The 23,586-nt window shown below is 70.3% G+C and carries 26 protein-coding genes and 5 tRNA genes; 24 read left to right on the top strand and 7 right to left on the bottom strand.

Annotated elements, in window-relative coordinates:
• The first annotated feature begins 85 nt into the window (after positions 1-85).
• The 6 genes from ACZ6ZQ_RS23275 to ACZ6ZQ_RS23250 all read left to right on the top strand — a co-directional run bounded on the left by ACZ6ZQ_RS23275 (position 86) and on the right by ACZ6ZQ_RS23250 (position 1,387).
• Entirely contained in the window at positions 86-808 is a 723-nt protein-coding gene (locus ACZ6ZQ_RS23275) for an HAD family hydrolase (RefSeq protein ID WP_469770414.1), read from the top strand.
• Between the two features lie 91 nt (positions 809-899).
• Positions 900-971 (top strand) — tRNA-Gln (locus ACZ6ZQ_RS23270).
• Positions 972-992: 21 nt separating this feature from the next.
• A tRNA-Glu gene (locus tag ACZ6ZQ_RS23265) sits at positions 993-1,065 on the top strand.
• Between the two features lie 61 nt (positions 1,066-1,126).
• Positions 1,127-1,199, top strand: a tRNA-Glu gene (locus ACZ6ZQ_RS23260).
• A 16-nt stretch (positions 1,200-1,215) separates the two neighbouring features.
• Positions 1,216-1,287 (top strand) — tRNA-Gln (locus tag ACZ6ZQ_RS23255).
• A gap of 27 nt (positions 1,288-1,314) precedes the next feature.
• A tRNA-Glu gene (locus ACZ6ZQ_RS23250) sits at positions 1,315-1,387 on the top strand.
• 66 nt (positions 1,388-1,453) lie between these two features.
• Here ACZ6ZQ_RS23250 and ACZ6ZQ_RS23245 read toward each other — a convergent pair.
• Entirely contained in the window at positions 1,454-2,092 is a 639-nt protein-coding gene (locus ACZ6ZQ_RS23245) for a MerR family transcriptional regulator (RefSeq protein ID WP_469770413.1), read from the bottom strand.
• An 86-nt stretch (positions 2,093-2,178) separates the two neighbouring features.
• On the opposite strand from ACZ6ZQ_RS23245, the gene ACZ6ZQ_RS23240 reads away from it, so the two are divergent.
• The gene (locus tag ACZ6ZQ_RS23240) at positions 2,179-2,664 is read left to right on the top strand and encodes a DUF4188 domain-containing protein (RefSeq protein WP_469770412.1); all 486 of its coding nucleotides are present in this window, start codon (positions 2,179-2,181) and stop codon (positions 2,662-2,664) included.
• A gap of 235 nt (positions 2,665-2,899) precedes the next feature.
• Here ACZ6ZQ_RS23240 and ndgR read toward each other — a convergent pair whose 3' ends face one another.
• Positions 2,900-3,616, bottom strand: a complete 717-nt coding sequence (gene ndgR / locus ACZ6ZQ_RS23235; RefSeq protein ID WP_469770411.1) for an IclR family transcriptional regulator NdgR — start codon at positions 3,614-3,616, stop codon at positions 2,900-2,902.
• A gap of 188 nt (positions 3,617-3,804) precedes the next feature.
• On the opposite strand from ndgR, the gene leuC reads away from it, so the two are divergent.
• From leuC to ACZ6ZQ_RS23215, 4 genes are all read left to right on the top strand, one after another.
• Positions 3,805-5,238, top strand: a complete 1,434-nt coding sequence (gene leuC / locus ACZ6ZQ_RS23230) for a 3-isopropylmalate dehydratase large subunit (RefSeq protein ID WP_469770410.1) — start codon at positions 3,805-3,807, stop codon at positions 5,236-5,238.
• A gap of 5 nt (positions 5,239-5,243) precedes the next feature.
• Entirely contained in the window at positions 5,244-5,837 is a 594-nt protein-coding gene (leuD, locus tag ACZ6ZQ_RS23225; protein WP_469770409.1) for a 3-isopropylmalate dehydratase small subunit, read from the top strand.
• Positions 5,838-5,941: 104 nt separating this feature from the next.
• Positions 5,942-6,169: an SCO5555 family protein gene (locus ACZ6ZQ_RS23220; protein ID WP_469770408.1), complete on the top strand. Its 228-nt coding sequence runs from the start codon at positions 5,942-5,944 to the stop codon at positions 6,167-6,169.
• Positions 6,170-6,340: 171 nt separating this feature from the next.
• The gene (locus tag ACZ6ZQ_RS23215) at positions 6,341-6,973 is read left to right on the top strand and encodes an HU family DNA-binding protein (protein ID WP_469770407.1); all 633 of its coding nucleotides are present in this window, start codon (positions 6,341-6,343) and stop codon (positions 6,971-6,973) included.
• 112 nt (positions 6,974-7,085) lie between these two features.
• Here ACZ6ZQ_RS23215 and ACZ6ZQ_RS23210 read toward each other — a convergent pair whose 3' ends face one another.
• Both ACZ6ZQ_RS23210 and cofC read right to left on the bottom strand, forming a co-directional pair.
• The gene (locus ACZ6ZQ_RS23210; protein ID WP_351223464.1) at positions 7,086-7,289 is read right to left on the bottom strand and encodes a hypothetical protein; all 204 of its coding nucleotides are present in this window, start codon (positions 7,287-7,289) and stop codon (positions 7,086-7,088) included.
• Between the two features lie 315 nt (positions 7,290-7,604).
• Positions 7,605-8,258, bottom strand: coding sequence for a 2-phospho-L-lactate guanylyltransferase (gene cofC, locus ACZ6ZQ_RS23205; RefSeq protein WP_469770406.1), 654 nt, complete (start codon positions 8,256-8,258; stop codon positions 7,605-7,607).
• 147 nt (positions 8,259-8,405) lie between these two features.
• Between cofC and ACZ6ZQ_RS23200 the strand changes: the two genes are divergently transcribed.
• From ACZ6ZQ_RS23200 to ACZ6ZQ_RS23190, 3 genes are all read left to right on the top strand, one after another.
• Positions 8,406-9,158 (top strand): lysophospholipid acyltransferase family protein, encoded by a 753-nt coding sequence (locus ACZ6ZQ_RS23200; protein ID WP_469770405.1) that lies wholly within the window; start codon positions 8,406-8,408, stop codon positions 9,156-9,158.
• Positions 9,155-10,165 carry an NAD(P)H-dependent glycerol-3-phosphate dehydrogenase gene (locus ACZ6ZQ_RS23195; RefSeq protein WP_469770404.1) on the top strand — a complete coding sequence of 337 codons (1,011 nt, stop codon included), beginning with the start codon at positions 9,155-9,157 and terminating at the stop codon, positions 10,163-10,165. Before ACZ6ZQ_RS23200 ends, ACZ6ZQ_RS23195 begins: the two co-directional genes overlap by 4 nt.
• Positions 10,166-10,363: 198 nt before the next feature.
• Positions 10,364-11,536: a D-alanine--D-alanine ligase family protein gene (locus ACZ6ZQ_RS23190; protein ID WP_469770403.1), complete on the top strand. Its 1,173-nt coding sequence runs from the start codon at positions 10,364-10,366 to the stop codon at positions 11,534-11,536.
• A 52-nt stretch (positions 11,537-11,588) separates the two neighbouring features.
• On the opposite strand, the gene ACZ6ZQ_RS23185 is transcribed toward ACZ6ZQ_RS23190, so the two are convergent.
• Together ACZ6ZQ_RS23185 and ACZ6ZQ_RS23180 are read right to left on the bottom strand one after the other, a co-directional pair.
• Positions 11,589-12,089, bottom strand: a complete 501-nt coding sequence (locus tag ACZ6ZQ_RS23185) for a DUF3515 domain-containing protein (protein WP_469770427.1) — start codon at positions 12,087-12,089, stop codon at positions 11,589-11,591.
• Positions 12,090-12,112: 23 nt separating this feature from the next.
• The gene (locus tag ACZ6ZQ_RS23180) at positions 12,113-12,346 is read right to left on the bottom strand and encodes an Lrp/AsnC family transcriptional regulator (RefSeq protein ID WP_469770402.1); all 234 of its coding nucleotides are present in this window, start codon (positions 12,344-12,346) and stop codon (positions 12,113-12,115) included.
• Positions 12,347-12,591: 245 nt separating this feature from the next.
• Here ACZ6ZQ_RS23180 and ACZ6ZQ_RS23175 point away from each other — a divergent pair, with 245 nt between their 5' ends.
• Entirely contained in the window at positions 12,592-13,554 is a 963-nt protein-coding gene (locus ACZ6ZQ_RS23175) for a thiamine-phosphate kinase (protein ID WP_453663561.1), read from the top strand.
• Positions 13,551-14,351 carry a bifunctional hydroxymethylpyrimidine kinase/phosphomethylpyrimidine kinase gene (thiD, locus tag ACZ6ZQ_RS23170; protein WP_469770401.1) on the top strand — a complete coding sequence of 267 codons (801 nt, stop codon included), beginning with the start codon at positions 13,551-13,553 and terminating at the stop codon, positions 14,349-14,351. The genes ACZ6ZQ_RS23175 and thiD overlap by 4 nt, the downstream gene beginning before the upstream one ends.
• Positions 14,352-14,574: 223 nt before the next feature.
• On the opposite strand, the gene rpmB is transcribed toward thiD, so the two are convergent.
• Complete coding sequence (gene rpmB / locus ACZ6ZQ_RS23165; RefSeq protein ID WP_003957616.1) at positions 14,575-14,760, bottom strand: 50S ribosomal protein L28; 186 nt, start codon at positions 14,758-14,760, stop codon at positions 14,575-14,577.
• 261 nt (positions 14,761-15,021) lie between these two features.
• On the opposite strand from rpmB, the gene ACZ6ZQ_RS23160 reads away from it, so the two are divergent.
• From ACZ6ZQ_RS23160 to rnc, 8 genes are all read left to right on the top strand, one after another.
• Positions 15,022-16,620 (top strand): DAK2 domain-containing protein, encoded by a 1,599-nt coding sequence (locus tag ACZ6ZQ_RS23160; protein WP_469770400.1) that lies wholly within the window; start codon positions 15,022-15,024, stop codon positions 16,618-16,620.
• A 320-nt stretch (positions 16,621-16,940) separates the two neighbouring features.
• Positions 16,941-19,133: an ATP-dependent DNA helicase RecG gene (recG, locus tag ACZ6ZQ_RS23155; RefSeq protein ID WP_469770399.1), complete on the top strand. Its 2,193-nt coding sequence runs from the start codon at positions 16,941-16,943 to the stop codon at positions 19,131-19,133.
• Positions 19,134-19,218: 85 nt separating this feature from the next.
• Entirely contained in the window at positions 19,219-19,803 is a 585-nt protein-coding gene (gene rsmD, locus ACZ6ZQ_RS23150; RefSeq protein ID WP_469770398.1) for a 16S rRNA (guanine(966)-N(2))-methyltransferase RsmD, read from the top strand.
• Positions 19,800-20,309, top strand: a complete 510-nt coding sequence (gene coaD / locus ACZ6ZQ_RS23145) for a pantetheine-phosphate adenylyltransferase (RefSeq protein WP_469770397.1) — start codon at positions 19,800-19,802, stop codon at positions 20,307-20,309. Before rsmD ends, coaD begins: the two co-directional genes overlap by 4 nt.
• A 163-nt stretch (positions 20,310-20,472) precedes the next feature.
• Positions 20,473-21,636: an ATP synthase F0 subunit B gene (locus ACZ6ZQ_RS23140; RefSeq protein ID WP_469770426.1), complete on the top strand. Its 1,164-nt coding sequence runs from the start codon at positions 20,473-20,475 to the stop codon at positions 21,634-21,636.
• A gap of 148 nt (positions 21,637-21,784) precedes the next feature.
• Complete coding sequence (locus tag ACZ6ZQ_RS23135; RefSeq protein WP_469770396.1) at positions 21,785-22,405, top strand: YceD family protein; 621 nt, start codon at positions 21,785-21,787, stop codon at positions 22,403-22,405.
• A 2-nt stretch (positions 22,406-22,407) separates the two neighbouring features.
• Positions 22,408-22,581 carry a 50S ribosomal protein L32 gene (rpmF, locus tag ACZ6ZQ_RS23130; protein ID WP_026165248.1) on the top strand — a complete coding sequence of 58 codons (174 nt, stop codon included), beginning with the start codon at positions 22,408-22,410 and terminating at the stop codon, positions 22,579-22,581.
• Between the two features lie 19 nt (positions 22,582-22,600).
• A complete protein-coding gene (rnc, locus tag ACZ6ZQ_RS23125; RefSeq protein WP_469770395.1) occupies positions 22,601-23,392 on the top strand; it encodes a ribonuclease III in 792 nt (263 codons plus the stop codon).
• Positions 23,393-23,586 lie beyond the last annotated feature (194 nt).

Below are 23,586 nucleotides of genomic sequence, written 5' to 3'. Positions count from 1 at the left end.
CGGTCCTCTGGGACATCGACGCTGCATTCTTCGGGGGATGACCCCCGAGCCCCCAGCCGGGGCCGGGCCGGGCTAGCCTCGGATCATGCCGATCCGAGCCGTCCTCTGGGACATCGACGACACGATCTTCGACTATGCCGGCGCCGACCGCACCGGCATGGAGCGGCATCTTCAGGCCGAGGGCCTGGTCAACGGGTACGGCTCCGTCGACCAGGCCCTCGCCCGTTGGAAGGAGCTCACCCGGATCCACTGGCGGCGCTTCGAGGCCGGTGGTGTCGACTTCGAGGAGCAGCGGCGGGACCGGGTGCGGGACTTTCTCGGGGTGCTCGGCATGAGCGATGCCGAGGCCGACGAGTGGTTCGCCCGCTACCTCGCGCACTACGAGGCCGCCTGGCGGCTCTTTCCCGACGCCCTGCCCGTACTGGATCTGCTGGCGGCCGACTTCCGGCACGGCGTCCTGTCGAACTCCTCGATCCACAATCAGCACCGCAAGCTGACGGTGCTCGGCGTACGGGACCGCTTCGAGGCGGTCGTGTGCGCGGCCGAGCTGGGAATCGCCAAGCCCGAGGCCGCTGCCTTCCATGCCGCGTGCGACGCGCTCGGGCTGGCGCCGCAGGTCGTCGCGTATGTCGGAGACCAGCCGGACATCGACGCGGGAGGAGCCGTCGCGGCGGGTCTGACCGGCATCTGGCTGGATCGCGGCGGGCTCGGGGGCCGGCCGGAGCTGATCCGGATCACCGGTCTGGAGGAGCTGCCCGGCCTGCTGCGGCCGGATACCCGTTTTGGAGCGCCGTCCACCTTCAGGTAATGTTCTTCCTGCGCCGAGGGGAGCGGGTCGAAAGCCCGGAACCGAAAGCGCACAACCCGAACGAAACCCCCGCAGGGGGGTTGAGTTTTGGTGGCCTATGGTGTAATTGGCAGCACGACTGATTCTGGTTCAGTTAGTCTAGGTTCGAGTCCTGGTAGGCCAGCTCGCAGAGCTCATCTGCAAAGCCCCCGTTGTGTAGCGGCCTAGCACGCTGCCCTCTCAAGGCAGTAGCGCCGGTTCGAATCCGGTCGGGGGTACAGATCCTTCCCGCGGTGTCACCAGGGTCGCTCCCGATGACACCGATGCAGGATCGCTAGGGCCCCCGTTGTGTAGCGGCCTAGCACGCCGCCCTCTCAAGGCGGTAGCGCCGGTTCGAATCCGGTCGGGGGTACTGGTCTATACCACCATGGGCTATGGTGTAATTGGCAGCACGAGTGATTCTGGTTCATTTAGTCTAGGTTCGAGTCCTGGTAGCCCAGCGGATCCAGTCCATGGATCAAGATCTTGCCCCCGTTGTGTAGCGGCCTAGCACGCCGCCCTCTCAAGGCGGTAGCGCCGGTTCGAATCCGGTCGGGGGTACGTGAAGAGAAGGCTCTCCCCAGCAGGGGAGGGCCTTTCTCGTGCGTCTCGGCCGAGGGGCATGTCTCAGCCGAAGCGACGGTTCGACTCCTCGGCCTGGGCCAGTCGGCGCAGGCTCAGCAGCACCGGCTCGTACAGCACGGTGAACGCCACCGCGGCCTCCACCTGCTCCTCCTCCGCCTCGTACCGCTCCACCAAGTCCAGGTCGCTGACTGCCAGTTGGCCGGCGCTGTCGGCGTAGGGGAGCAGCTGCTCGACATCGCAGGGGTAGCCGAGCCGCAGCATCGTGGCGATCCCGGAGACCAGCATCCGATACGGCGGTGACTCGGCGCCCACCTCACTGCTGAAGTTCCAGCCGAGCCGGTCCAGGAGCCTGTCGGCGGTCCGGCGGGCCGTCTTCGTGGCGGGATCCTCCTCGTCCGGCTCGGGACCGTGGGGGAGTGCCCATACGGCGGCGCCGAGCCGCATGTGGTGATCGAGGGTGTCGTCGGCGACGGCGGCGAGGACCTCACGGGCGGTGGCCACAGGTATCCCGCCGACCGAGATCAGTGCCCGGACCAGCCGGAGCCTGCGCAGATGCTCCTCGTCGTACTCGGCCTGGGTGGCGCTGACCCGCCGGCCGGGCGGCAGCAGTCGCTCACGCAGGTAGTACTTGATCGTGGCGGTGGGGACGCCGCTGCGCTCGCTGAGCTCTGCCAGTCTCATTTCCCTTGCGCCCTTCATTGGAGAGTGGCACTATCCAATCAGTAGATAGCTCCACTATCCAATGATCCTCGCAAAGGGGAACCGCAATGAGCAAGCAGCCGATTCAGGGGCGCATGACGGCGGAGTCGCAGGACGGAGTGACCGTCTTTCTCATCGGGATGCGGATCAACAGCTTCCGCGCGGTGCGGAGTTGGTGGCCGACGTTCACGGCCATGCCGCGCATGCTGAAGGAGCTGTCGAAGGACAAGGACAGCGGACTCCTGGGCTACCGGCTGCTGCTGGGCGGGCCGAGAGTGATCTACACCGTGCAGTACTGGGAGTCCGCCGAGAAGCTGCTCGCCTACGCGTCCGCGCCGGACAAGGAGCACCGCCCGGCCTGGGCGGCCTTCAACCGGCGGATGCGCGACGGGCGGGGCAAGGTCGGCTTCTGGCACGAGACATACATCGTCCCAGCCGGCTCGTACGAGTCCGTCTACGTCAACATGCCCGCGTTCGGCCTGGGGGAGGCGACCGGTGTCGTCCCGGTCGGCCGGCGCGGGGACCATGCGGCGGACCGGCTGAAGGCGGCTTGAGCCACGACCTCCCGGGGGTCCGCCCCGGACCCCGCCCCTCGAACGCCGGTCGGACTCATCCTGAGCCCGACCGGCGTTCGAGGACGGAGGCTCCGGCCCGCTGTCCGGTGCGGGGCACGCAGCAAGCCCGTCCGGCGATTGAGGACGGACACCCGGGCCGGCCGGACGGTACCGGGCTCCTGCGTGGCCGCGCCCGCAGGGCGTACCGGGGGTCCGGGGGTGAAGCCGCCGGGGATCAGCCCGCTCGGCGCAGCGCGTCGGAGAGGCGGCCGGCCGCGTCGATGACCGCCTGGGCGTGCATACGGCCAGGGTGGCGGGTCAGACGCTCGATCGGGCCGGAGACCGAGACCGCGGCCACGACCCGGTTGGAGGGGCCGCGGACGGGCGCCGAGACCGAGGCGACACCCGGCTCGCGCTCGCCGATCGACTGGGCCCAGCCGCGGCGCCGCACGCCCGAGAGGGCCGTCGCCGTGAAGCGGGCGCCCTGCAGGCCGCGGTGCAGCCGCTCGGGCTCCTCCCAGGCCATCAGGATCTGGGCCGAGGAGCCGGCCTTCATCGTGAGCGTGGAGCCGACGGGGACGGTGTCCCGAAGTCCGGACAGCCGCTCGGCGGCCGCCACGCAGATGCGCATGTCTCCCTGCCGGCGGTAGAGCTGTGCGCTCTCGCCGGTCACATCGCGCAGATGAGTCAGCACCGGTCCCGCCGTGGCCAGCAGCCGGTCCTCGCCCGCCGCCGCGGCGAGCTCCGCCAGGCGCGGGCCCAGAATGAACCGGCCCTGCATGTCCCTCGCCACCATCCGGTGGTGTTCCAGAGCCACGGCAAGGCGATGTGCCGTGGGTCGTGCAAGCCCTGTCGCCGCGACCAGCCCGGCGAGGGTGGCCGGACCGGACTCCAGGGCGCTCAGTACCAGAGCTGCCTTGTCGAGAACGCCGACGCCGCTAGAGTTGTCCATGCAACGATATTCACGTCTCACTCTGTGAAACGCAAGTTCAATTTCTCCGAGAAGTTGCGAACCTGGATGTACGGCCGCACAAGGGCCAGCGTCCCCCGCCCGGCACCAATGACGTCTCCGAGGTGCGGACGGCGACGCAATCGATCTCTAGTTGGGCCCGGCGGCGCTGCCGGGCCGGAGGGAAAGCGATGGGTAGGACACTCGCGGAGAAGGTCTGGGACGACCATGTCGTCCGGCGCGCCGATGGCGAGCCCGACCTCCTCTTCATCGATCTGCACCTCCTGCACGAGGTGACCAGCCCGCAGGCGTTCGACGGTCTCCGTCTGAGCGGTCGCCGGGTGCGGCGGCTGGACCTCACCATCGCGACCGAGGACCACAACACCCCGACCCTCGACATCGACAAGCCCATCGCCGACCCCGTCTCCCGCGCGCAGTTGGAGACCCTGCGCAAGAACTGCGCCGAGTTCGGCGTCCGGCTGCACCCGCTGGGCGACGTCGAGCAGGGCGTCGTCCACGTCGTGGGACCGCAGCTGGGCCTGACCCAGCCCGGCACCACCGTGGTCTGCGGCGACTCGCACACTTCCACGCACGGCGCCTTCGGCGCTCTGGCGTTCGGTATCGGCACCTCGCAGGTCGAGCATGTGCTGGCCACCCAGACGCTGCCGATGGCCCGCCCCAAGACCATGGCGATCACCGTCGAGGGTGAGCTGCCCGACGGCGTCACCGCCAAGGACTTGATCCTGGCGATCATCGCCAAGATCGGTACGGGTGGTGGCCAGGGCTACATCCTGGAGTACCGCGGTTCCGCCATCGAGAAGCTCTCGATGGAGGCCCGCATGACCATCTGCAACATGTCGATCGAGGCCGGCGCCCGGGCGGGCATGATCGCCCCGGACCAGACCACGTTCGACTATCTGCAGGGCCGCGACCACGCCCCCAAGGGCGAGGACTGGGACGCGGCGGTCGCGTACTGGAAGACCCTGCGCACCGACGACGACGCCGTATTCGACGCCGAGGTCTTCATCGACGCCGCTTCGCTCTCCCCGTTCGTCACCTGGGGCACCAACCCCGGCCAGGGCGCACCGCTGTCGGCGAACGTCCCCGACCCGGCTTCGTACGAGGACGCTTCGGAGCGGCTGGCGGCCGAAAAGGCCCTGGAGTACATGGGGTTGACCGCCGGACAGGCGCTGCGCGACATCAACGTCGACACCGTCTTCGTAGGCTCCTGCACCAACGGGCGTATCGAGGACCTGCGCTCCGCGGCCTCGGTCCTGGACGGCCGCAAAGTCGCCGACGGCGTACGGATGCTGGTCGTCCCCGGCTCCGTACGGGTCGCGCTGCAGGCCGTCGAGGAGGGCCTGGACAAGGTCTTCAAGGAGGCCGGCGCCGAATGGCGGCATGCGGGCTGCTCGATGTGTCTGGGCATGAACCCCGACCAGCTGGCCCCCGGTGAGCGCTCCGCCTCCACCTCCAACCGCAACTTCGAGGGCCGGCAGGGCAAGGGCGGCCGTACCCATCTGGTCTCGCCGCAGGTCGCCGCCGCCACCGCGGTGCTCGGCCATCTGGCCTCGCCCGCCGATCTGACCGACCTGTCTGCCACCCGTACGCCCGCCGGAGTCTGAACACCATGGAAGCTTTCACCACGCACACCGGCCGGGCCGTCCCGCTGCGCCGCAGCAACGTCGACACCGACCAGATCATCCCGGCCCACTGGCTGAAGAAGGTCACCCGCGACGGCTTCGAGGACGGACTGTTCGAGGCCTGGCGCAAGAACGACGACTTCGTCCTCAACCAGCCCGAGCGGCAGGGCGCCACGGTGCTGGTCGCCGGTCCCGACTTCGGCACCGGCTCGTCCCGCGAACACGCCGTCTGGGCGCTCCAGAACTACGGCTTCAAGGCCGTCGTCTCCGCCCGCTACGCCGACATCTTCCGCGGCAACTCGCTCAAGAACGGGCTGCTGACCGTGGTTCTGCCGCAGGAGACGGTGGACCGGCTGTGGGAGCTGACCGAGTCCGACCCGAGCGCGGAAATCACCGTGGACTTGGAGGAGCGCCAGGTCCGCGCGGCAGGCATCACCGCCGACTTCGAGCTGGACGAGAACGCTCGCTGGCGGTTGTTGAACGGACTCGACGACATCAGCCTCACCCTTCAGAACGAAGCGGACATCGCGGCCTACGAGGCGTCCAGGCCCGCCTTCAAGCCTCGTACAATTGAGGTCTGAGCAGCGCTTTTCCCGTACTGCGCCCTTCACCGTCCGGTGGAGGGCGCAGCCGCTTGTTGAGACCCTGTCGGGCGACAACTCGCCCCAGATGGCACAATCGGTGCATGGAACGTGACAGCCAACTCGAGCTCTACGAGGCAGTCGCGGCCCGATTGAAGGAGGCGCACACACGAGTGCGCGAACTGCAAGTCCCGGAGGGCGTAAGGATGGCGCTGTCCCGGAAGCTGCTGGTCATCACGGCCGCGGCGAAGCACGATCTCGAAGACGCCGCAAGGCGTCTGGACCGGTTGATGAACGACCTCGACGAAGGTCGTTTCCCCCAAGGCGACTGACCACCCGGTGACTGGGCCGATATGCGGCTCCGCCGCGTGGCCGCGACGGTCGACTTCGTTGCGGCACTAGGGTGATTAGCCCGTTTCGTGTTTGATTTGCGGTATATATCTGCCTAGCGTGCGAAAAAGCTTGAACAGTTTCGTTCCGGCAATGTCTCCGAAGGGGAAGACGTGAACAAGGCGCAGCTCGTAGAAGCGATTGCCGACAAGATGGGTGGCCGCCAGCAGGCCGCCGATGCTGTCGACGCGGTACTCGACGCGATCGTCCGCGCGGTTGTCGGCGGCGACCGGGTTTCGGTCACCGGCTTCGGCTCGTTCGAGAAGGTCGACCGCCCAGCCCGCTACGCCCGCAACCCGCAGACGGGTGAGCGCGTGCGGGTCAAGAAGACCTCGGTACCGCGGTTCCGCGCGGGCCAGGGCTTCAAGGACCTGGTGAGCGGCTCCAAGAAGCTCCCCAGGGGCGGCGAAGTCGCCGTCAAGAAGGCCCCCAAGGGCAGCCTCCAGGTCGGCGCGGCCGCGAAGAAGGCCGCCGCGAAGAAGGCGACGGCCAAGAAGGCCGCGGCGAAGAAGGTCACGGCCAAGAAGGCCGCTCCCGCCAAGAAGGTGACCGCCAAGAAGACCACGGCGAAGAAGGCCGCTGCCAAGAAGACCACGGCGGCGGCGAAGAAGGCGGCCCCCGCCAAGAAGGCGGCCGCGGCCAAGAAGACCGCCCCCGCCAAGAAGGCGGTTGCCAAGAAGGCGCCCGCGAAGAAGGCCACGGCGCGCAAGACCACCGCCAAGAAGGCCACCGCCCGCAAGAAGTAAGCGGCGCAACAGCACAGGGCCACTCACGCGACGGGCCGGACTCCTTGAGGGGAGCCCGGCCCGCGGCGCGTCTGCATCGACATCCACGTCTGCTGCTGCGTCTGCCTCTGCCCTAGAGCGTCTGCAGCGTCACCAGCGTGATCCGCAGGGCATCGCCCTTGCCCTCGGTCTCGATCCGCACCCGCTGTCCCGGCCGCAGCAGCCGCAGCCCGCCGGCGTCGAACGCGGCGGCGTCGAACTCCACCGGCGTGCCGTCGTCGAGCAGCACACTTCCGCTGCGGGTCTCTGAGTCGTACGTGTACGCGGTCGCCTGCATGCCCAGAGCGTAACGGGCACGCATGGGCGGCCCGGCCTCGGGCGCCTGTGGCGGGCCCGCGCGGTCCTCGATCTCCCTCAGAGCTTCGCCCGGGGGACCCCAACCGCTCCGAAGCAGTCCGTTCGGTGACTGAGACGCAGACCCGGGCCGATCGAGGACGTACACCTTCCGGGCCCACCAGGTGGAACCGGGCTTCTCCGGGACCACGTGCAGGGCGCACCGTCGCTGCGGCGGGGTCCAGGCCGTGTCCGGTGGATCACGCTCTGGGGCCTGTCCGGTGGATCAGGCTGCCCAGCAAGATCCACCGGACACGCCCTAGACGCCCTCGTGGCGGGCGCCCGGCATCGGCGCCGTCGCGCACCGCGCGGCCGTCCGCGGCCCCACGCCCAGCGTGAGCGCGGCCAGCAGATCCTCCCCGGTGTCCACGTCGCGGCGCATCGACTCGACGCCGTCCAATTCGATTTCCACAGCCCCGGAGGTCAAATGCCGGTGCCGCGAACTCCCGCCGAAAGCCGGGTGCAATTTTGTGCCGGGCGTGGCCGACAGGAATGTCGTGCCAATTCCTGCGGCGTCCGCGAGAAAAGCCCGCGGGAAATGCGCGGCCACCGTGAGCACCCGCGTCAATTCAGCAGGCCGCAGCGCCGGCAGATCCGCGTTGAGCGCCGCCACCGCCGCGCCCGGGCGCACCGCGCGCACCGCCTCGGCCCCGTGCGCCAGCGCCGCGTTGAGCCCCGCACCGGGCGTGTCCGGCACGACACGCGCACCCAGCGCGGCCAGCTCGGCAGCGGCCACCGGATCGTCCGTGACGACCGCCACATCACGTACCGCGGCGCAGGCCAGCGCCGCCGCCACCGTGTCCTGGGCGAAGGCAAGTGCGAATTGCGGGCGCATCGCACCGCCCATGGCCTGTGCCAGCCTGCTCTTGGCCAGCGCGAGGGGCTTCAGCGGAACGACCAGTGACCAGTGCACGGGCCCATTGTCGCCTGCCCGCACGGCGGCCCGCGGCCTCGGTCGCGAAGCCGGGGCGTACCGTGTTCTCGACAGACCAGGGGCCTGGGGCGACACTTGACCCCCAGCAGCCAGGCAGCAGCCAGGTCCAAAGAGGAAGGTGTCCGAGTGTCCCGCCGCAGAATCGGCTTCTGGTACCGCCTGGCGGCGGTCATCGCGAAACCGCCGTTGGTGGTTCTGTTCAAGCGGGACTGGCGAGGAATGGAGCACATTCCGGCCGACGGAGGATTCATCACGGCGGTGAATCACAACTCCTATCTGGACCCGCTCTCCTACGCGCACTTCCAGTACAACACCGGACGTGTCCCGCGCTTCCTGGCGAAGGCCGCGCTCTTCAAGGGCTCCTTCGTCGGCACGATGCTCCGCGGCACCGGTCAGATTCCCGTGTACCGCGAGACGACGAACGCCCTGGACGCGTTCCGCGCCGCCGTCGACGCCATCGAGCGCGGCGAATGCGTCGCGTTCTACCCGGAAGGCACGCTGACCCGCGACCCCGACATGTGGCCGATGGCGGGCAAGACCGGTGCCGCACGCATCGCCCTGCTCACCAAGGCGCCGGTCATCCCGGTCGCCCAGTGGGGCGCCAACCTGGCGATGCCGCCGTACGCCAAGGAGAACAAGCTCCAGCTGTTCCCGCGCAAGACGCTGATCGTGCAGGCGGGACCTCCCGTCGACCTCTCCCGGTTCCACGGCCTGGAGCCGACTCCCGAAGTGCTGCGCGAGGTCACCGAGGTCATCATGGCCGCGATCACCGCACTGCTGGAGGACGTACGAGGCGAGAAGGCACCCGCCGAGCCGTACGACCACCGCACGGCCCGCGCGGAACAGCGGCGGAAGGCCGCCGGGGAGGGAACCAAGTGACACGCACCGTCAAGGCCGCCGTGTTCGGCACCGGATCCTGGGGCACCGCCTTCTCCATGGTGCTCGCCGACGCCGGCTGCGAGGTGACCATGTGGGGCCGCCGCGCAGAACTTGTCGACGCCATCAACAGCACGCGCACCAACCCCGACTATCTGCCGGGATTCCAGCTCCCCGAGGCGGTACGGGCCACCACCGACCCCGCCGAGGCCGCCCGCGACGCGGACTTCACCGTCCTCGTCGTGCCCTCCCAGACCCTGCGCGCCAACCTCACGGAATGGGCGCCCAAGCTGGCCCCCGACACGGTCCTCGTCTCCCTGATGAAGGGCGTCGAACTCGGCACCGCCAAGCGGATGAGCGAGGTCATCGAGGAGGTCGCGAAGGCCCCGGCCGAGCGCGTCGCCGTCCTCACCGGACCCAACCTCGCCAAGGAGATCGCCGAACGCCAGCCCGCCGCCGCGGTCGTCGCCTGCGCCGACGAAACGGTCGCCCAGCGGCTGCAGTCCGCCTGCATGACCCCGTACTTCCGTGCGTACACCAACACCGACGTCGTCGGCTGCGAACTCGGCGGCGCGATCAAGAACGTCATCGGTCTCGCTGTCGGTATCGCGGACGGCATGGGCCTCGGCGACAACTCCAAGGCCACCCTCATCACGCGCGGACTCGCCGAGACGACCCGCCTCGGCCTCGCCATGGGCGCCGACCCGCTGACCTTCTCCGGCCTCGCCGGACTCGGCGACCTCGTCGCCACCTGCTCCTCGCCGCTCTCCCGCAACCACACCTTCGGCACCAACCTCGGCCGCGGCATGACGCTCCAGGAGGCCATCGCCGCCACCAAGCAGACCGCCGAGGGCGTCAAGTCCTGTGAGTCCGTACTGGATCTGGGCCGGCGGCACGGCGTCGACATGCCCATCACCGAGACCGTCGTGTCCATCGTCCACGAGGGCAAGCCGCCGGTCGTCGCGCTCAAGGAACTGATGTCGCGCAGCGCGAAGCCCGAGCGGCACTAGGGTCTGTCCGGGACGGACACCTCTCAGAGCCTGTCCGGGACGGACACCCGGGCCACCCGGACGGCACCGGTGCGTTACGGGCCCGTCCTGCGGCAGGCTCCGAAGGGCGTGCAGGGTCCCGGGCCGGGGCCCCGGTCCGGGAAGGGGCGGGGCGCGCCCCTTCGGCGGGCGGAACGCGCAGGGTAGTCTCGTCGCGATATGAGCGAGAACCCCTCCCACAGCCACGACCTCGCCTCCACCGGAGGCGAGGCGCGCCGCAAGCCGCGCGTCGCGGTCGTCTTCGGCGGCCGCAGCTCCGAGCACGCGATCTCCGTCGTGACGGCCGGCGCCGTACTGCGCGCCATCGACCGGACCAAGTACGACGTGCTGCCCATCGGCATCACGGCGGACGGCCGCTGGGCGCTGACGGCCGACGAGCCGGACCGGATGGCCATCGCCGACCGGAAGCTGCCCTCCGTCTCCGACCTCGCCGAATCGGCCGAGGGCGGCGTCGTCCTCTCCGTCGACCCGGCCAACCGCGAGGTGGTCTACAGCGAGCCGGGTTCCGTGCCCAAGGCGCTCGGTGAGGTCGACGTCGTCTTCCCGATGCTGCACGGCCCCTACGGCGAGGACGGCACTCTGCAGGGCCTGCTGGAACTCTCCGGCATCCCGTACGTCGGCGCGGGCGTCCTCGCCTCGGCCGTCGGCCAGGACAAGGAGTACATGAAGCGGGTCTTCACCTCCTTCGGTCTGCCCGTCGGCCCGTACGAGGTGATCCGGCCCCGTGAATGGGCGCAGGAACCTTCCGCCGCCCGCAAGAAGATCGTCGACTTCGCCGGCGAGCACGGCTGGCCGCTCTTCGTGAAGCCCGCCCGCGCCGGCTCCTCGATCGGCATCACCAAGGTCGACGACCTCTCCGGTCTTGACGAGGCCATCGCCGAGGCCCAGCGCCACGACCCCAAGATCCTGGTCGAGGCACTGCTGCGCGGCCGCGAGATCGAATGCGGAGTGCTGGAGTTCGAGGACGGCCCCCGCGCCAGCGTGCCTGCCGAGATCCCGCCCGTCTCCTCGCACGACTTCTACGACTTCGAGGCCAAGTACATCGACTCGGCGACCGGACTCGTGCCCGCGCCGCTGACCGACGAGGAGACCGCCGAGGTGCGGCGGCTCGCGATCGAGGCGTTCGAGGCCGCGTCCTGCGAGGGGCTGGTCCGCGCGGACTTCTTCCTCACCGAGGACGGCGAGTTCGTGATCAACGAGATCAACACCATGCCGGGCTTCACGCCGATCTCCATGTACCCGCGGATGTGGCAGGAGACAGGTGTCGGCTACGCGGAGCTCGTCGACCGGCTGATCCAGGCGGCGCTGCGGCGCTCGACGGGCCTGCGCTAGGTCGTGTCCGTCCGGTCGATCGGACCGGATCAGGCTCGGACCGGATCAGGACCTAAGGGGCGCCCGAGGCGCGCGGTGCGCCGGGGACCGCCTCGAAACGTGGCGGGACCGTCTTCTCGACCGGTCCCGCCAGTTCGGTCAGCGGTCCCACGTCGGTGAACCGCTTCGACAGCGTCACCTCGACATAGGCCTTGCGGTACGTGGTGGTGAACCGGGCACCGTCCGCCAGTTCCTCGGCGAACCATTCGACGCCGTTCACCACCACCCCGTCCGCCTTCTCGCTCAGCAGACCCGCGGGCCGGGGGACGCCGCAGCGCAGTACGATCGCGGCGTCCCCCCACCCGGCGGTCAGCTCGGAACGCGGCTCGGGGTCCCGACGGCCCTCGCCGGCCACGGACTCCGGCAGCGCCTTGTGCAGTGCCCGGCACAGAGTCTTCTCCTCGGCGGGAGGAGCGGGAACCGTGATCGACGCGGGAGCGTCCGTGGAGGAACAGCCCGCAGCGGCCAGCAGCACTGCGGCGGCGGGCAGAGACAGAAGCCGGCGGGGAGACATCACCGGCCAAGCGTAGACGGGGGCTACAGGTGCACGACCGGGCAGGTCAGCGTTCGCGTGATGCCGTCCACTTGCTGGACCTTGGCGACCACCATGCGACCCAGCTCATCGACCGTATCGGCCTGCGCGCGCACGATCACGTCGTAAGGACCTGTGACGTCCTCGGCCTGAATCACCCCCGGGATCTTGGAGATGGTGTCGGCGACCATCGACGCCTTGCCCACCTCGGTCTGAATAAGGATGTACGCCTGTACCACGGAACCTCCAGGGCGGCCACGAGGATCATGTGGGGAGAAGAGACGCCACGGTATCGCGTCGCCGCGGGCCGCGGGGAGACCTGCGCGCCCCGATGCGCTCGCAGCGTGGCGTACAAGGCACAGAAGTTGACGGGCCACAGGGCCTACTCGACGGTACCTACAGCGGTGACGGCTCGCTACCGCACGAAGAACAGGTGGGCGGCCGGAGCGTCCGGCGGCACCGCGGCGACGAAGGGCATGACGTGATGAAGGGCACTGTGGGCGAGCTGGGGGAGTTCGGACTCATCAAGGAGCTCACCTCCCGGCTGACCTCCACCCCCGCGGTACGGCTCGGACCCGGCGACGACGCCGCGGTCGTGGCGGCGCCCGACCGCAGGGTCGTGGCCAGCACCGACCTCCTTCTGGAGGGACGGCACTTCCGCCGCGACTGGTCGACCGCGTACGACGTGGGCCGCAAGGCGGCCGCGCAGAACCTCGCCGACATCGCGGCCATGGGCGCCGTACCGACCGCGCTGCTGCTCGGTCTCGTCGTCCCCGCCGACCTCCCGGTCACCTGGGCCACCGAGCTGATGGACGGCATCCGCGACGAATGCCAGGTCGCGGGCGCGGCCGTGGTCGGCGGCGATGTCGTACGCGGCGACACCATCACCGTGGCGATCACCGCGCTCGGCGATCTGCGCAACCACGACCCGGTGACCCGGGCCGGCGCCCAGCCCGGCGATGTCGTCGCCTACACCGGCTGGTTGGGCTGGTCCGCAGCCGGGCACGCGGTCCTCTCACGCGGCTTCCGCTCGCCCCGCGCCTTCGTCGAGGCCCACCGGCGCCCCGAACCGCCGTACCACGCGGGACCGGCCGCCGCCGGACTCGGCGCCACCGCGATGACCGACGTCAGCGACGGGCTCGTCGCCGACCTCGGCCATATCGCCGAAGCCAGCAAGGTCCGGATCGACCTGCGATCCGGACTCATCGACATCCCCTCGCAGATGAACGACATCGGCCAGGCCGTGGGCGTCGACCCGCTCCAGTGGGTGCTCAGCGGCGGCGAGGACCACGCGATCGTCGCGACCTTCCCGGCGGACGTGAAACTGCCCGCCCGCTGGAAGGTGATCGGCGAGGTGCTCAACCCGTCGGCCCTGCCGCAGGTGACCGTGGACGGGGCGCCCTGGACGAACAAGGGCGGCTGGGACCACTTCGGGGAAGGATCATGACCCGCGCGGCGCCGCCGCGCGTGCTGACCGTCGCCGGGTCCGACTCCGGCGGCGGCGCCGGCATCCAGGCCGACCTGAAGACCATGCTCGCCCTCGGCGTGCACGGAATGAGTGTGCTCACGGCCGTCACCGCGCAGAACTCGCTCGGTGTGCAGGGCGCCTGGGAACTCCCGGTCGAGGCGGTACGCGCCCAGTACCGCAGTGTCGTCGACGACATCGGCGTCCAGGCCGTGAAGACCGGAATGCTGGCGTCGGCCGAGCTCGTCGAGACGGTCGCCGAGCTGCTGGCCGGGACCGATGCGCAGGTCGTCGTCGATCCGGTCGGTGTCTCCAAGCACGGGGACGCCCTGCTGGCGGCGTCCGCGCTGGATTCCGTACGTACGAAGCTGCTGCCGGCCGCGACCGTGGCGACCCCGAACCTGGACGAGGTCGCCCAGCTCACCGGCGTACGGGTGGAGACCGAGACCGATCTGCGGCGAGCGGCTGACGCGGTGCTCGCGTACGGGCCGCGCTGGGCGCTGATCAAGGGCGGCCATCTCGAAGGCGACGCCGTGGACCTGCTCACGGACGGCACCGAGGAGCACTGGCTGCGCGCCCCGCGGCACGACAACCGGCACACGCACGGCACGGGCTGCACACTCGCATCGGCGGTGGCGGCGGGGCTGGCGAAGGGGCGATCCGTCCCCGAGGCCGCCCGGGACGCGAAGGAGTACGTCACGGGCGCGATCGCCGCGGGCTTCGCGCTGGGCGGCGGGATCGGTCCGGTCGATCACGGCTGGCGATTCCGCCAGGCCTGACAGGCCCTGGGTGGACGGGCCGGCCCGTGGACGCGGACCGGCCCCCGCCCGTGGAACGGTCCGCAGAACTCCGCAGAACGGGCCGTAGAACCGGCCGCAGAACGGTCCCTGGAAAGCGAAAAGCCGGTCCACCGAGGTGGACCGGCTTTCAAGGCAACCGCAGGGGCTGCGCTACGACGAAACGTCGGCGGGATCATCCCCGCACGAACGCGGGGAGCATCACTTAGCGCGAGACCTTGCCGGCCTTGATGCACGAGGTGCAGACGTTGAGCCGCTTCGGCGTCCGACCGACCACGGCACGCACGCGCTGGATGTTCGGGTTCCAGCGACGGGACGTACGGCGGTGCGAGTGCGAAATGTTGTTGCCGAAGCCCGGCCCCTTGCCGCAGACGTCGCAGTTGGCAGCCACGGGTCACTCCAAAGACTTCAGATGCACTTACAGTGAAATCCGGCGTGCCGGAATCAGTGATCTGAAGTGGCCTGCCGGGGGAATGGCCCGACTTTCATCGGGCAACCGGAGCAGCATACAACGGCTGCGTCCGTAGAACGAAACTACCATGGCTTCCTCCGCCCCCGCCCCGGCTCCCGGCCGGCCCCGGGTCTACCCTGCGGTGACGCCCAGCCTCCCCCTATGCCCTGGGGGTGCGGGGGACACCGAAGGAGGACATAGGTGCCGCAGACCCTCGATGCCGTCACGGTACGCACCTGGTGCTCACTCGCGCTGGAGGCGCTGGGCCGGGAGCGCGAGGAGATCGACGCGATCAACGTGTATCCGGTCGCGGACGGAGACACCGGCACCAACCTCTACCTGACGGTCGAATCCGCGGCGCAGGCCGTGGAAGCGGTGTTCGCGGCGTACGAGACCGGCTCCGCGGCCCCAGTGCCGGCCGACGCGATGAGGGCCATGGCGCACGGGGCGCTGATCGGTGCGCGCGGCAACTCGGGGACCATCCTGGCGCAGCTGCTGCGGGGCATGGCCGAGGTCCTGGGTGAGTGGGACGGGTCGGCCCGCGGAGGGGTGGCGCAGGCGCTTCGACGGGCTGCGGAAGCCGCACGCGAGGCGGTCGCGCATCCGGTCGAGGGCACGATCCTGAGCGTGGCCTCGGCAGCGGCGGACGCCGCGGTCTCCGACGACGACGCGACCGCTGTGGCGGCCGCGTACGCACGCGCCTGCAAGGCGCTGGCGGACACCCCCGGCCAGCTGGAGGTGCTCGGGCGCGCCGGTGTCGTGGACGCGGGCGGCCAAGGGCTGCTGGCGGTGCTGGGCGCGCTGGTCCAGGCGGTGACGGGGGACGCGCCGGCGGCACGGCCTTCCGTACGGGCCCACCCGGCCGTGGTGGCCGCCGGTGAGCCGTGCGATGACGGCGGGCCCGCCTTCGAGGTGATCTATCTGCTGGAGGCGGACGACGCCGCGGTGGCGAGGCTGCGGACGAGGCTCGACGGGCTCGGCGACTCGCTCGTCGTCGTCGGCGGCGACGGTCTGTGGAACGTCCACGTGCATGTCGACGACGCGGGCGCGGCGGTGGAGGCCGGCGTCGAGGCGGGACGGCCGTACCGGATCCGGATCACCCACTTCGGCGCGGCCGAGCACCCCGAGCCGCGCGAACGGGTCCAGCGGGCCGTTGTCGCGGTGGTCCCGGGCGAGGGGCTGGCGGGGCTGTGCGCGGAGGCCGGCGCGACGACGGTGCTCGCGCGGCCCGGAGAGCCCCCCGTGAGCGGCGAGCTCGTCGAGGCGATCCGGCGGGCCCACGCCCGCGAGGTGGTCCTCCTCCCGAACGACGCCGACCTGCGGCACACGGCGGCCGCGGCCGCGGAGCAGGCCCGCACGGAGGGCGTGCGGGTCGCCCTCATCCCGACCCGCTCCGCGGTCCAGGGCATCGCCGCGCTCGCCGTCCACGAACCCGAGCGCCGCTTCGACGAGGACGTCGTCGCGATGACCTCGGCGGCCGGGGCGACGCGCTACGGCGAACTCACCGTCGCCGAGCGGCAGTCCTTCACATCGGCGGGCGTGTGCCAGGCCGGGGACGTGCTGGGGCTGATCGAGGGCGACGTCGCCGTGATCGGCGCGGATCTCGCGAGCACGGCGGAGACGGTCCTGGACCGCATGCTCTCGGCCGGCGGCGAACTGGTCACGCTGGTCCTCCCGAACGACGCCCCGCCGGAGTTGGCGGACCGCCTTGAGGCCCACGTCAGGGAGGGATACCTGGCGGTGGACACCTTGATCTACCACGGCGGCGAGGGCGCTCCGCTACTGATCGGCGTGGAGTAGTTCCGGCACCCCGAGCCGGGACGTCACGGGCCGCCGTCGCACGGGCTGCACCTGCCGCACCGGCGACACCGGCAATACGGGGCAGCCGCCGCGGGGCCGAACTCGCCCTGCCGCACGGCCCGTTCGGAGTGTCCGGCGAGCCGGAGGCGTCGCTCCGTCCCGCCCCGCCGCTTCTCCGTGGAGGCAAGCGGGACGTACGACCGGTGCACCGGGGTGCGTGTCCGCCGACACCCGCTCAGCCCCCGTCCTCGAAGCCGGGGCACGGCTTTGACCTGCGCGTATGCAGGGGTCCGCGACGATTGTCACTGTCGTGGTGTGCAATGGATCGCGTGTCCGCGCTCGATGAACCACTGAAGAGGACCCTCGGTCCCGCGACCGCGAAGGTCATGGCCGAGAACCTCGACCTGCACACCGTCGGTGATCTGCTCCACCACTACCCGCGTCGGTACGAGGAGCGGGGCCAGCTCACCCGGCTCGCGGATCTGCCGCTGGACGAGCACGTCACGGTCGTCGCCCAGGTCGCGGACGCGCGCGTGCTCAAGTTCAACGCCGGGCGCGGGCAGCGGCTGGAGGTCACCATCACCGACGGCAGCGGACGGCTGCAGCTGGTCTTCTTCGGCCGGGGCATCCACAAGCCGCACAAGGACCTGCTGCCCGGCAGCCGCGCCATGTTCGCCGGCAAGGTGTCCATGTTCAACCGGAAGCTGCAGCTCGCCCATCCCACGTACGAGCGGCTGGACGCGGACAGCGGCGAGGGCGCGGTGAGCGCCTTCGCGGGCAAGCTCATCCCGATCTATCCGGCCTGCAAGGGCCTGGAGTCCTGGAAGATCGCCAAGGCCGTCGACGCGGTCCTTCCGCACGCGAGGGAAGCGCTCGACCCGCTGCCGTCCGGGCTCCGTGAGGGCCGTGGATTCGTCGCGCTCCCCGAGGCGTTGCTCAAGATCCACCGCCCGCAGACCAAGGCCGACATCGAGGACGCCCGGCAGCGCCTCAAGTGGGACGAGGCCTTCGTCCTCCAAGTCGCCCTGGCCCGGCGGCGATACGCGGACGCGCAGCTTCCCGCGGTCGCCCGCAGGCCCGTTCCCGACGGCATGCTCGACGCCTTCGACGCCCGGCTGCCGTTCACGCTCACCGACGGCCAGCAGAAGGTGTCCGCGGAGATCTTCGGCGACCTGGCGACCGAACACCCCATGCACCGCCTGCTCCAGGGCGAAGTCGGCAGCGGGAAGACCATGGTCGCGCTGCGCGCCATGCTCTCCGTCGTCGACGCGGGCGGCCAGGCCGCGATGCTCGCCCCCACCGAGGTCCTCGCCCAGCAGCATCACCGCTCGATCGTGGAGATGATGGGCGACCTCGCCGAGGGCGGCATGCTCGGCGGCGCGGAGCAGGCGACGAAGGTCGTGCTGCTCACCGGCTCCATGGGCGCCGCCGCCCGTCGGCAGGCGCTGCTCGACCTGGTCACCGGCGAGGCCGGGATCGTCATCGGCACGCACGCGCTGATCGAGGACAAGGTGCAGTTCCACGACCTCGGACTGGTCGTCGTCGACGAGCAGCACCGCTTCGGCGTGGAGCAGCGCGACGCCCTGCGCGGCAAGGGCAAGCAACCGCCGCATCTGCTGGTCATGACCGCCACGCCCATTCCGCGTACGGTCGCGATGACGGTCTTCGGCGACCTCGAGACCTCCGTACTGGACCAGCTGCCCGCGGGGCGCTCGCCCATCGCCACCCATGTGGTTCCGGCCGCGGACAAGCCGCACTTCCTGGCGCGGGCGTGGGAGCGGGTCCGCGAGGAGGTCGAGGGCGGTCATCAGGCGTACGTCGTATGCCCGCGCATCGGCGACTCCCTCGACGAGGCGGGCGAGCAGAAGAAGAAGTCGCCGGAGGACGAAGCCGAGAAGCGGCCGCCGCTGGCCGTCCTGGAGGTCGCCGAGCAGCTCGCGGCAGGCCCGCTGAAGGGGCTGCGGGTCGAGGTGCTGCACGGCCGTATGGCGCCCGACGACAAGGACGATGTGATGCGCCGCTTCGCCGCGGGCGAGGTGGACGTGCTGGTCGCCACCACGGTCATCGAGGTGGGGGTGAACGTGCCGAACGCGACGGCGATGGTGATCATGGACGCCGACCGGTTCGGCGTCTCCCAGCTGCACCAGCTGCGCGGCCGTGTCGGCCGCGGCTCGGCTCCCGGGCTGTGCCTGCTGGTCAGCGAGATGCCGGAGGCGAGCCCCGCCCGGGCCCGGCTCGGCGCCGTCGCCGCCACGCTGGACGGCTTCGAGCTGTCCCGGATCGACCTCGAACAGCGCCGTGAGGGCGATGTGCTCGGCCAGGCCCAGTCCGGCGTCCGCTCGTCGCTGCGCGTCCTCGCCGTCATCGAGGACGAGGAGGTCATCGCGGCGGCCCGGGAAGAGGCGGTGTCCGTCGTCGGCGCGGACCCGGAGCTGGAGCGTCTGCCGGAGCTGCGCACGGCGCTGGACGCGCTGCTGGACAAGGATCGCGAGCAGTACCTGGACAAGGGCTGACGCCCCCGCTGCCGACAGCCCATATCGTGGAGGTGACCGGTCCGGATCGAACCGGACCGGACGAACGTCTTCGTGAAGGACTCAGATGACCCGCGTGATCGCCGGTGCGGCCGGCGGACGTCGCCTGGCCGTGCCGCCGGGCAACGGCACCCGCCCCACCTCCGACCGGGCGCGCGAGGGCTTGTTCTCCACCTGGGAGTCGCTGCTCGGCACGCTGCAGGGCACCCGGGTCGCCGACCTGTACGCGGGCTCGGGCGCCGTCGGCCTGGAGGCGCTGTCGCGCGGTGCGTCGCACGCCCTGCTCGTCGAGGCCGACAACCGCGCCGCCCGCACGGTCCGGGAGAACGTGAGGACGCTCGCCCTGCCCGGCGCCGAGGTCCGCACCGGCCGGGCCGAGCAGATCGTCCAAGGACCGCCGCCGGCGGCCCCGTACGACGTGGTGTTCCTCGACCCGCCCTACGCCGTCACGGACGACGATCTTCGCGAGATTCTCCTCACACTCCGCTCGGGAGGCTGGCTCGCGGACGACGCCGTGGTCACCGTGGAGCGCAGCACCAGAGGCGGTGAATTCGCCTGGCCCGAGGGGATCGAGCCACTGCGGGCCCGTCGCTACGGCGAAGGGACGCTTTGGTACGGTCGCGCCGCCTCTACGTGCGAAATCGCACCATGACCGGACCGGAGAGCGAGGGACTTCAGTTGCGCCGCGCCGTCTGTCCGGGGTCGTTCGACCCCATCACCAATGGACACCTCGACATCATCGCCCGCGCCTCCAAGCTGTACGACGTCGTACACGTCGTGGTGATGATCAATCAGGCCAAGCAGGGACTGTTCACCGTCGACGAGCGGATCGAGCTGATCCGCGAGGTCACCGCCGAGTACGGCAACGTCGAGGTGGAGGCCTACCACGGCCTGCTCGTCGACTACTGCAAGGAGCGGGACATCCCCGCCATCGTCAAGGGTCTGCGCGCCGTCAGCGACTTCGACTACGAGCTGCAGATGGCCCAGATGAACAACGGGCTGTCGGGCGTGGAGACGCTGTTCGTGCCGACCAGCCCGACCTACAGCTTCCTGTCGTCCTCCCTGGTCAAGGAGGTCGCGGCATGGGGCGGGGACGTCTCCCACCTGGTGCCCCCGGTGGTACTCGCGGCCCTGACGGACCGCCTCCCCCCGAAGTGACTTCCTGACAGACCGTCACCCGGTGTCCGGGACCCCCACGCCCCTGGATTCCGGGCGTCCCCAAATTCCCCCTGGGCGTAGGGGGAGGGAGCCGACTGGCCGTAAAGTCGTCCCGTCCGTCTCCAAATCGGCTGTAGTGACTGAAGAGAGTGGCGAGCACACGGTGGACGTGCAGAAGAAGCTCGACGAAATCGTCGACGCGGTCGGGAACGCCCGGTCCATGCCCATGTCGGCGTCCTGCGTCGTCAACCGGTCCGAGCTGCTCGCCATGCTCGAGGAAGTACGGCATGCCCTGCCCGGTTCGCTCGCCCAGGCACAGGAGCTGATCGGCGACCGGGAGCAGATGGTCGAACAGGCCCGCCAGGAGGCCGAGCGCATCATCGAGGCCGCCCACTCCGAGCGCGGCTCGCTGATCTCCGACACCCACATCGCCCGGCAGTCCCAGGACGAGGCCGACCGCATCCTCGCCGAGGCCCGCCGGGAGGCCGAGGAGATCAAGGCGGAGGCCGACGACTACGTCGACTCCAAGCTCGCCAACTTCGAGGTCGTCCTCAACAAGACCATCGGCTCCGTCGACCGCGGCCGGGAGAAGCTGCTCGGCCGTGGCCCGGGTCTCGATGAGCAGGGTTACGCCGATGAGGACGCCCCGGAGTACAGCACGGACCCGCAGACACTGATCCAGCGCGCCGACGAGTACGTCGACGCCAAGCTGGGCGCCTTCGAGGCCGTGCTCTCCAAGACCCTGGAGGCCGTGGGTCGCGGCCGGCAGAAGCTGCACGGCCGTATCGCCACCGACGATCTCGGAGCGCACGTCGCCGCCCAGGACGCGGCCGGGATGCAGCACACGACGACCGACGCGGACTACCTCGCCGGGCTCGCGGAACTCGCCGACCCGGAGCCGCGGGTCCAGCAGCAGCCTCAGATCCAGCAGCCCCAGGTCGCCGCCCAGGCCCCCGACCAGTACCCGGCCCAGGCCGACCCGTATGCCTACCAGTCCCAGGCCCAGCCCCAGGACGTGTACGCGTACCAGCAGGACCCGTACGCCGGGGGCACCTCCCATGCCGGAGGCTATGGGGGACAGCAGCAGGGCTATGACCAGGGGTACGCCCAGGGCTACGGCCAGCAGGACCCGTACGCTGGGGGTACCTCCCATGCCGGAGGCTATGGGGGACAGCAGCATGAGCAGCATGAGCAGCATCAGCAGGCCCACCAGCCTCACCAGCCTCACCAGCATCAGCCGCAGGCCGCCGCGCTCGACGAGACCAGCTTCTTCGACACGAGCATGATCGACCTGGAACAGCTGCGGCGCTACGAGCAGGGACGCTGACCGGATTGGGCCTGGAGCGAACGGTCCAGTATCCTGGCTCTTCGGTCGCGCGTGCGTGGAGTTGGTGCTGCGCTGATATCGCGGCCTCCCGGACGATCCGAAAGCAGGAAGAACGCTGAACGCCCGCCTCGACCACCGCAACCCTCTCGTGTTCGACACACACGAGCTGGGCCGGCGGCCCGGTGCGCTCCAGCGGATCTCCCGCTCGGTCGCGGCGCCCGGCGCGCCGGCGGTCTTCGGTATCGAAGGGGTCATCGGTGTGCCCGAGGGCGCGCCCGTGGAGCTTGAGCTCCGCCTCGAGTCCGTCATGGAAGGGGTGCTTGTCACAGGCACCGCCCGTGCTGTGGCCGAGGGGGAGTGCGTAAGGTGTCTGGAGCCGCTGCGCCATGAGGTCGCGGCGGACTTCCAGGAGATGTTCTCGTACCCTGACGCCGACGATCGGGGCCGCAGCAAGAAGGCGGCCCCCGAAGACTCAGTCGACGCCGAGGACGAGGACATGATTCCCCTCGAGGACGGCATGTTCGACCTCGAGCCCGTGCTGCGTGATGCGGTGGTGCTCGCACTGCCCATGCAGCCGGTGTGCCGGGAGGACTGTGCCGGCCTGTGTCCCGACTGCGGGATCGGGCTGAACGACAACCCGGACCACCACCACGACGCCGTCGACATCCGTTGGGCGGCACTGCAGGGACTCGCCGGTTCACTCGGAACCGATGAGAAGGACAACATGAGCGGCGCCGAAGCGGGCGTCGACGAGAAGCAGGAGAAGTAGCCGTGGCTGTTCCGAAGCGGAAGATGTCGCGCAGCAACACGCGCCACCGCCGGTCGCAGTGGAAGGCTGCGGTCCCCACCCTGGTTTCGTGTGAGCGTTGCCAGGAGCCGAAGCAGCAGCACATCGCGTGCCCGAGCTGCGGCACCTACAACAAGCGCCAGGTCCTCGAGGTCTGAGCGGCTGGTGAGAGGCACGATGTCCGACAGCATCAGTTCGGCCTCGTCCCACACGCTTCTGGAAGGGCGGCTCGGGTATCAGCTCGAGTCCGCCCTTCTGGTGCGTGCGCTGACCCATCGGTCGTACGCGTACGAGAACGGCGGCCTGCCCACCAACGAGCGGCTCGAGTTCCTCGGGGACTCGGTACTCGGTCTGGTGGTCACGGACACGCTCTACCGCACCCACCCCGATCTGCCCGAAGGCCAGCTGGCCAAGCTGCGGGCCGCGGTGGTCAACTCGCGTGCACTTGCGGAGGTCGGGCGCGGCCTCGACCTGGGCTCCTTCATCCGGCTCGGCCGCGGTGAAGAGGGCACGGGCGGCCGGGACAAGGCATCCATCCTCGCCGACACCCTTGAAGCGGTGATCGGCGCGGTCTATCTCGACCAGGGCCTCGACGCGGCGTCCGAGCTGGTTCACCGGCTCTTCGACCCGCTGATCGAGAAGTCCTCGAACCTCGGCGCCGGCCTGGACTGGAAAACCAGCCTCCAGGAGCTGACCGCGGCCGAGGGCCTTGGTGTGCCCGAGTACCTGGTCACCGAGACCGGTCCGGACCACGAGAAGACCTTCACTGCTGCCGCCCGCGTCGGTGGTGTCTCGTACGGCACCGGCACCGGCCGCAGCAAGAAGGAAGCGGAGCAGCAGGCGGCGGAGTCCGCGTGGCGCGCGATCCGCGCCGCCGCGGACGAGCGCGCCGCGGCGGACAAGGCCGCCGCGGAGCAGCAGGACACCGAAGGGGCCGCCGACACCCCTTCGCCCCAGACTGCGTCCTGACGCCGTCCCGCTTCCGGGCCCCCGCCGCGTTCTGCGCGCCGGGGGCCCTTTGTTTTGCGGTGCACTCCCGGGACGGGCGCCGGAAGAGCCCGTCCCGGCGTTCGAGGACGGACAGACCGGCCCGCCGGTGGTACCGGGCACACTTCGCGGCTTGCCCGTAGGGCGTACGGGGGCTGGGCAGCGCCCGGTTCGGG

The sequence above is a fragment of the Streptomyces sp. NPDC053673 genome (genome assembly GCF_055585225.1).
This window is presented reverse-complemented; position numbering and strand designations above follow the sequence as displayed.

Excerpts from the sequence above, each read along its gene's own strand:
- ACZ6ZQ_RS23275 (WP_469770414.1), top strand. The coding sequence starts at position 86 with ATGCCGATCCGAGCCGTCCTCTGGGACATCGACGACACGATCTTCGAC.
- ACZ6ZQ_RS23245 (WP_469770413.1), bottom strand. The coding sequence starts at position 2,092 with ATGAGACTGGCAGAGCTCAGCGAGCGCAGCGGCGTCCCCACCGCCACG.
- ACZ6ZQ_RS23240 (WP_469770412.1), top strand. The coding sequence starts at position 2,179 with ATGAGCAAGCAGCCGATTCAGGGGCGCATGACGGCGGAGTCGCAGGAC.
- ndgR (WP_469770411.1), bottom strand. The coding sequence starts at position 3,616 with ATGGACAACTCTAGCGGCGTCGGCGTTCTCGACAAGGCAGCTCTGGTA.
- leuC (WP_469770410.1), top strand. The coding sequence starts at position 3,805 with ATGGGTAGGACACTCGCGGAGAAGGTCTGGGACGACCATGTCGTCCGG.
- leuD (WP_469770409.1), top strand. The coding sequence starts at position 5,244 with ATGGAAGCTTTCACCACGCACACCGGCCGGGCCGTCCCGCTGCGCCGC.
- ACZ6ZQ_RS23220 (WP_469770408.1), top strand. The coding sequence starts at position 5,942 with ATGGAACGTGACAGCCAACTCGAGCTCTACGAGGCAGTCGCGGCCCGA.
- ACZ6ZQ_RS23210 (WP_351223464.1), bottom strand. The coding sequence starts at position 7,289 with ATGCAGGCGACCGCGTACACGTACGACTCAGAGACCCGCAGCGGAAGT.
- ACZ6ZQ_RS23190 (WP_469770403.1), top strand. The coding sequence starts at position 10,364 with ATGAGCGAGAACCCCTCCCACAGCCACGACCTCGCCTCCACCGGAGGC.
- ACZ6ZQ_RS23185 (WP_469770427.1), bottom strand. The coding sequence starts at position 12,089 with ATGTCTCCCCGCCGGCTTCTGTCTCTGCCCGCCGCCGCAGTGCTGCTG.
- ACZ6ZQ_RS23175 (WP_453663561.1), top strand. The coding sequence starts at position 12,592 with ATGAAGGGCACTGTGGGCGAGCTGGGGGAGTTCGGACTCATCAAGGAG.
- thiD (WP_469770401.1), top strand. The coding sequence starts at position 13,551 with ATGACCCGCGCGGCGCCGCCGCGCGTGCTGACCGTCGCCGGGTCCGAC.
- recG (WP_469770399.1), top strand. The coding sequence starts at position 16,941 with ATGGATCGCGTGTCCGCGCTCGATGAACCACTGAAGAGGACCCTCGGT.
- rsmD (WP_469770398.1), top strand. The coding sequence starts at position 19,219 with ATGACCCGCGTGATCGCCGGTGCGGCCGGCGGACGTCGCCTGGCCGTG.
- coaD (WP_469770397.1), top strand. The coding sequence starts at position 19,800 with ATGACCGGACCGGAGAGCGAGGGACTTCAGTTGCGCCGCGCCGTCTGT.
- rnc (WP_469770395.1), top strand. The coding sequence starts at position 22,601 with ATGTCCGACAGCATCAGTTCGGCCTCGTCCCACACGCTTCTGGAAGGG.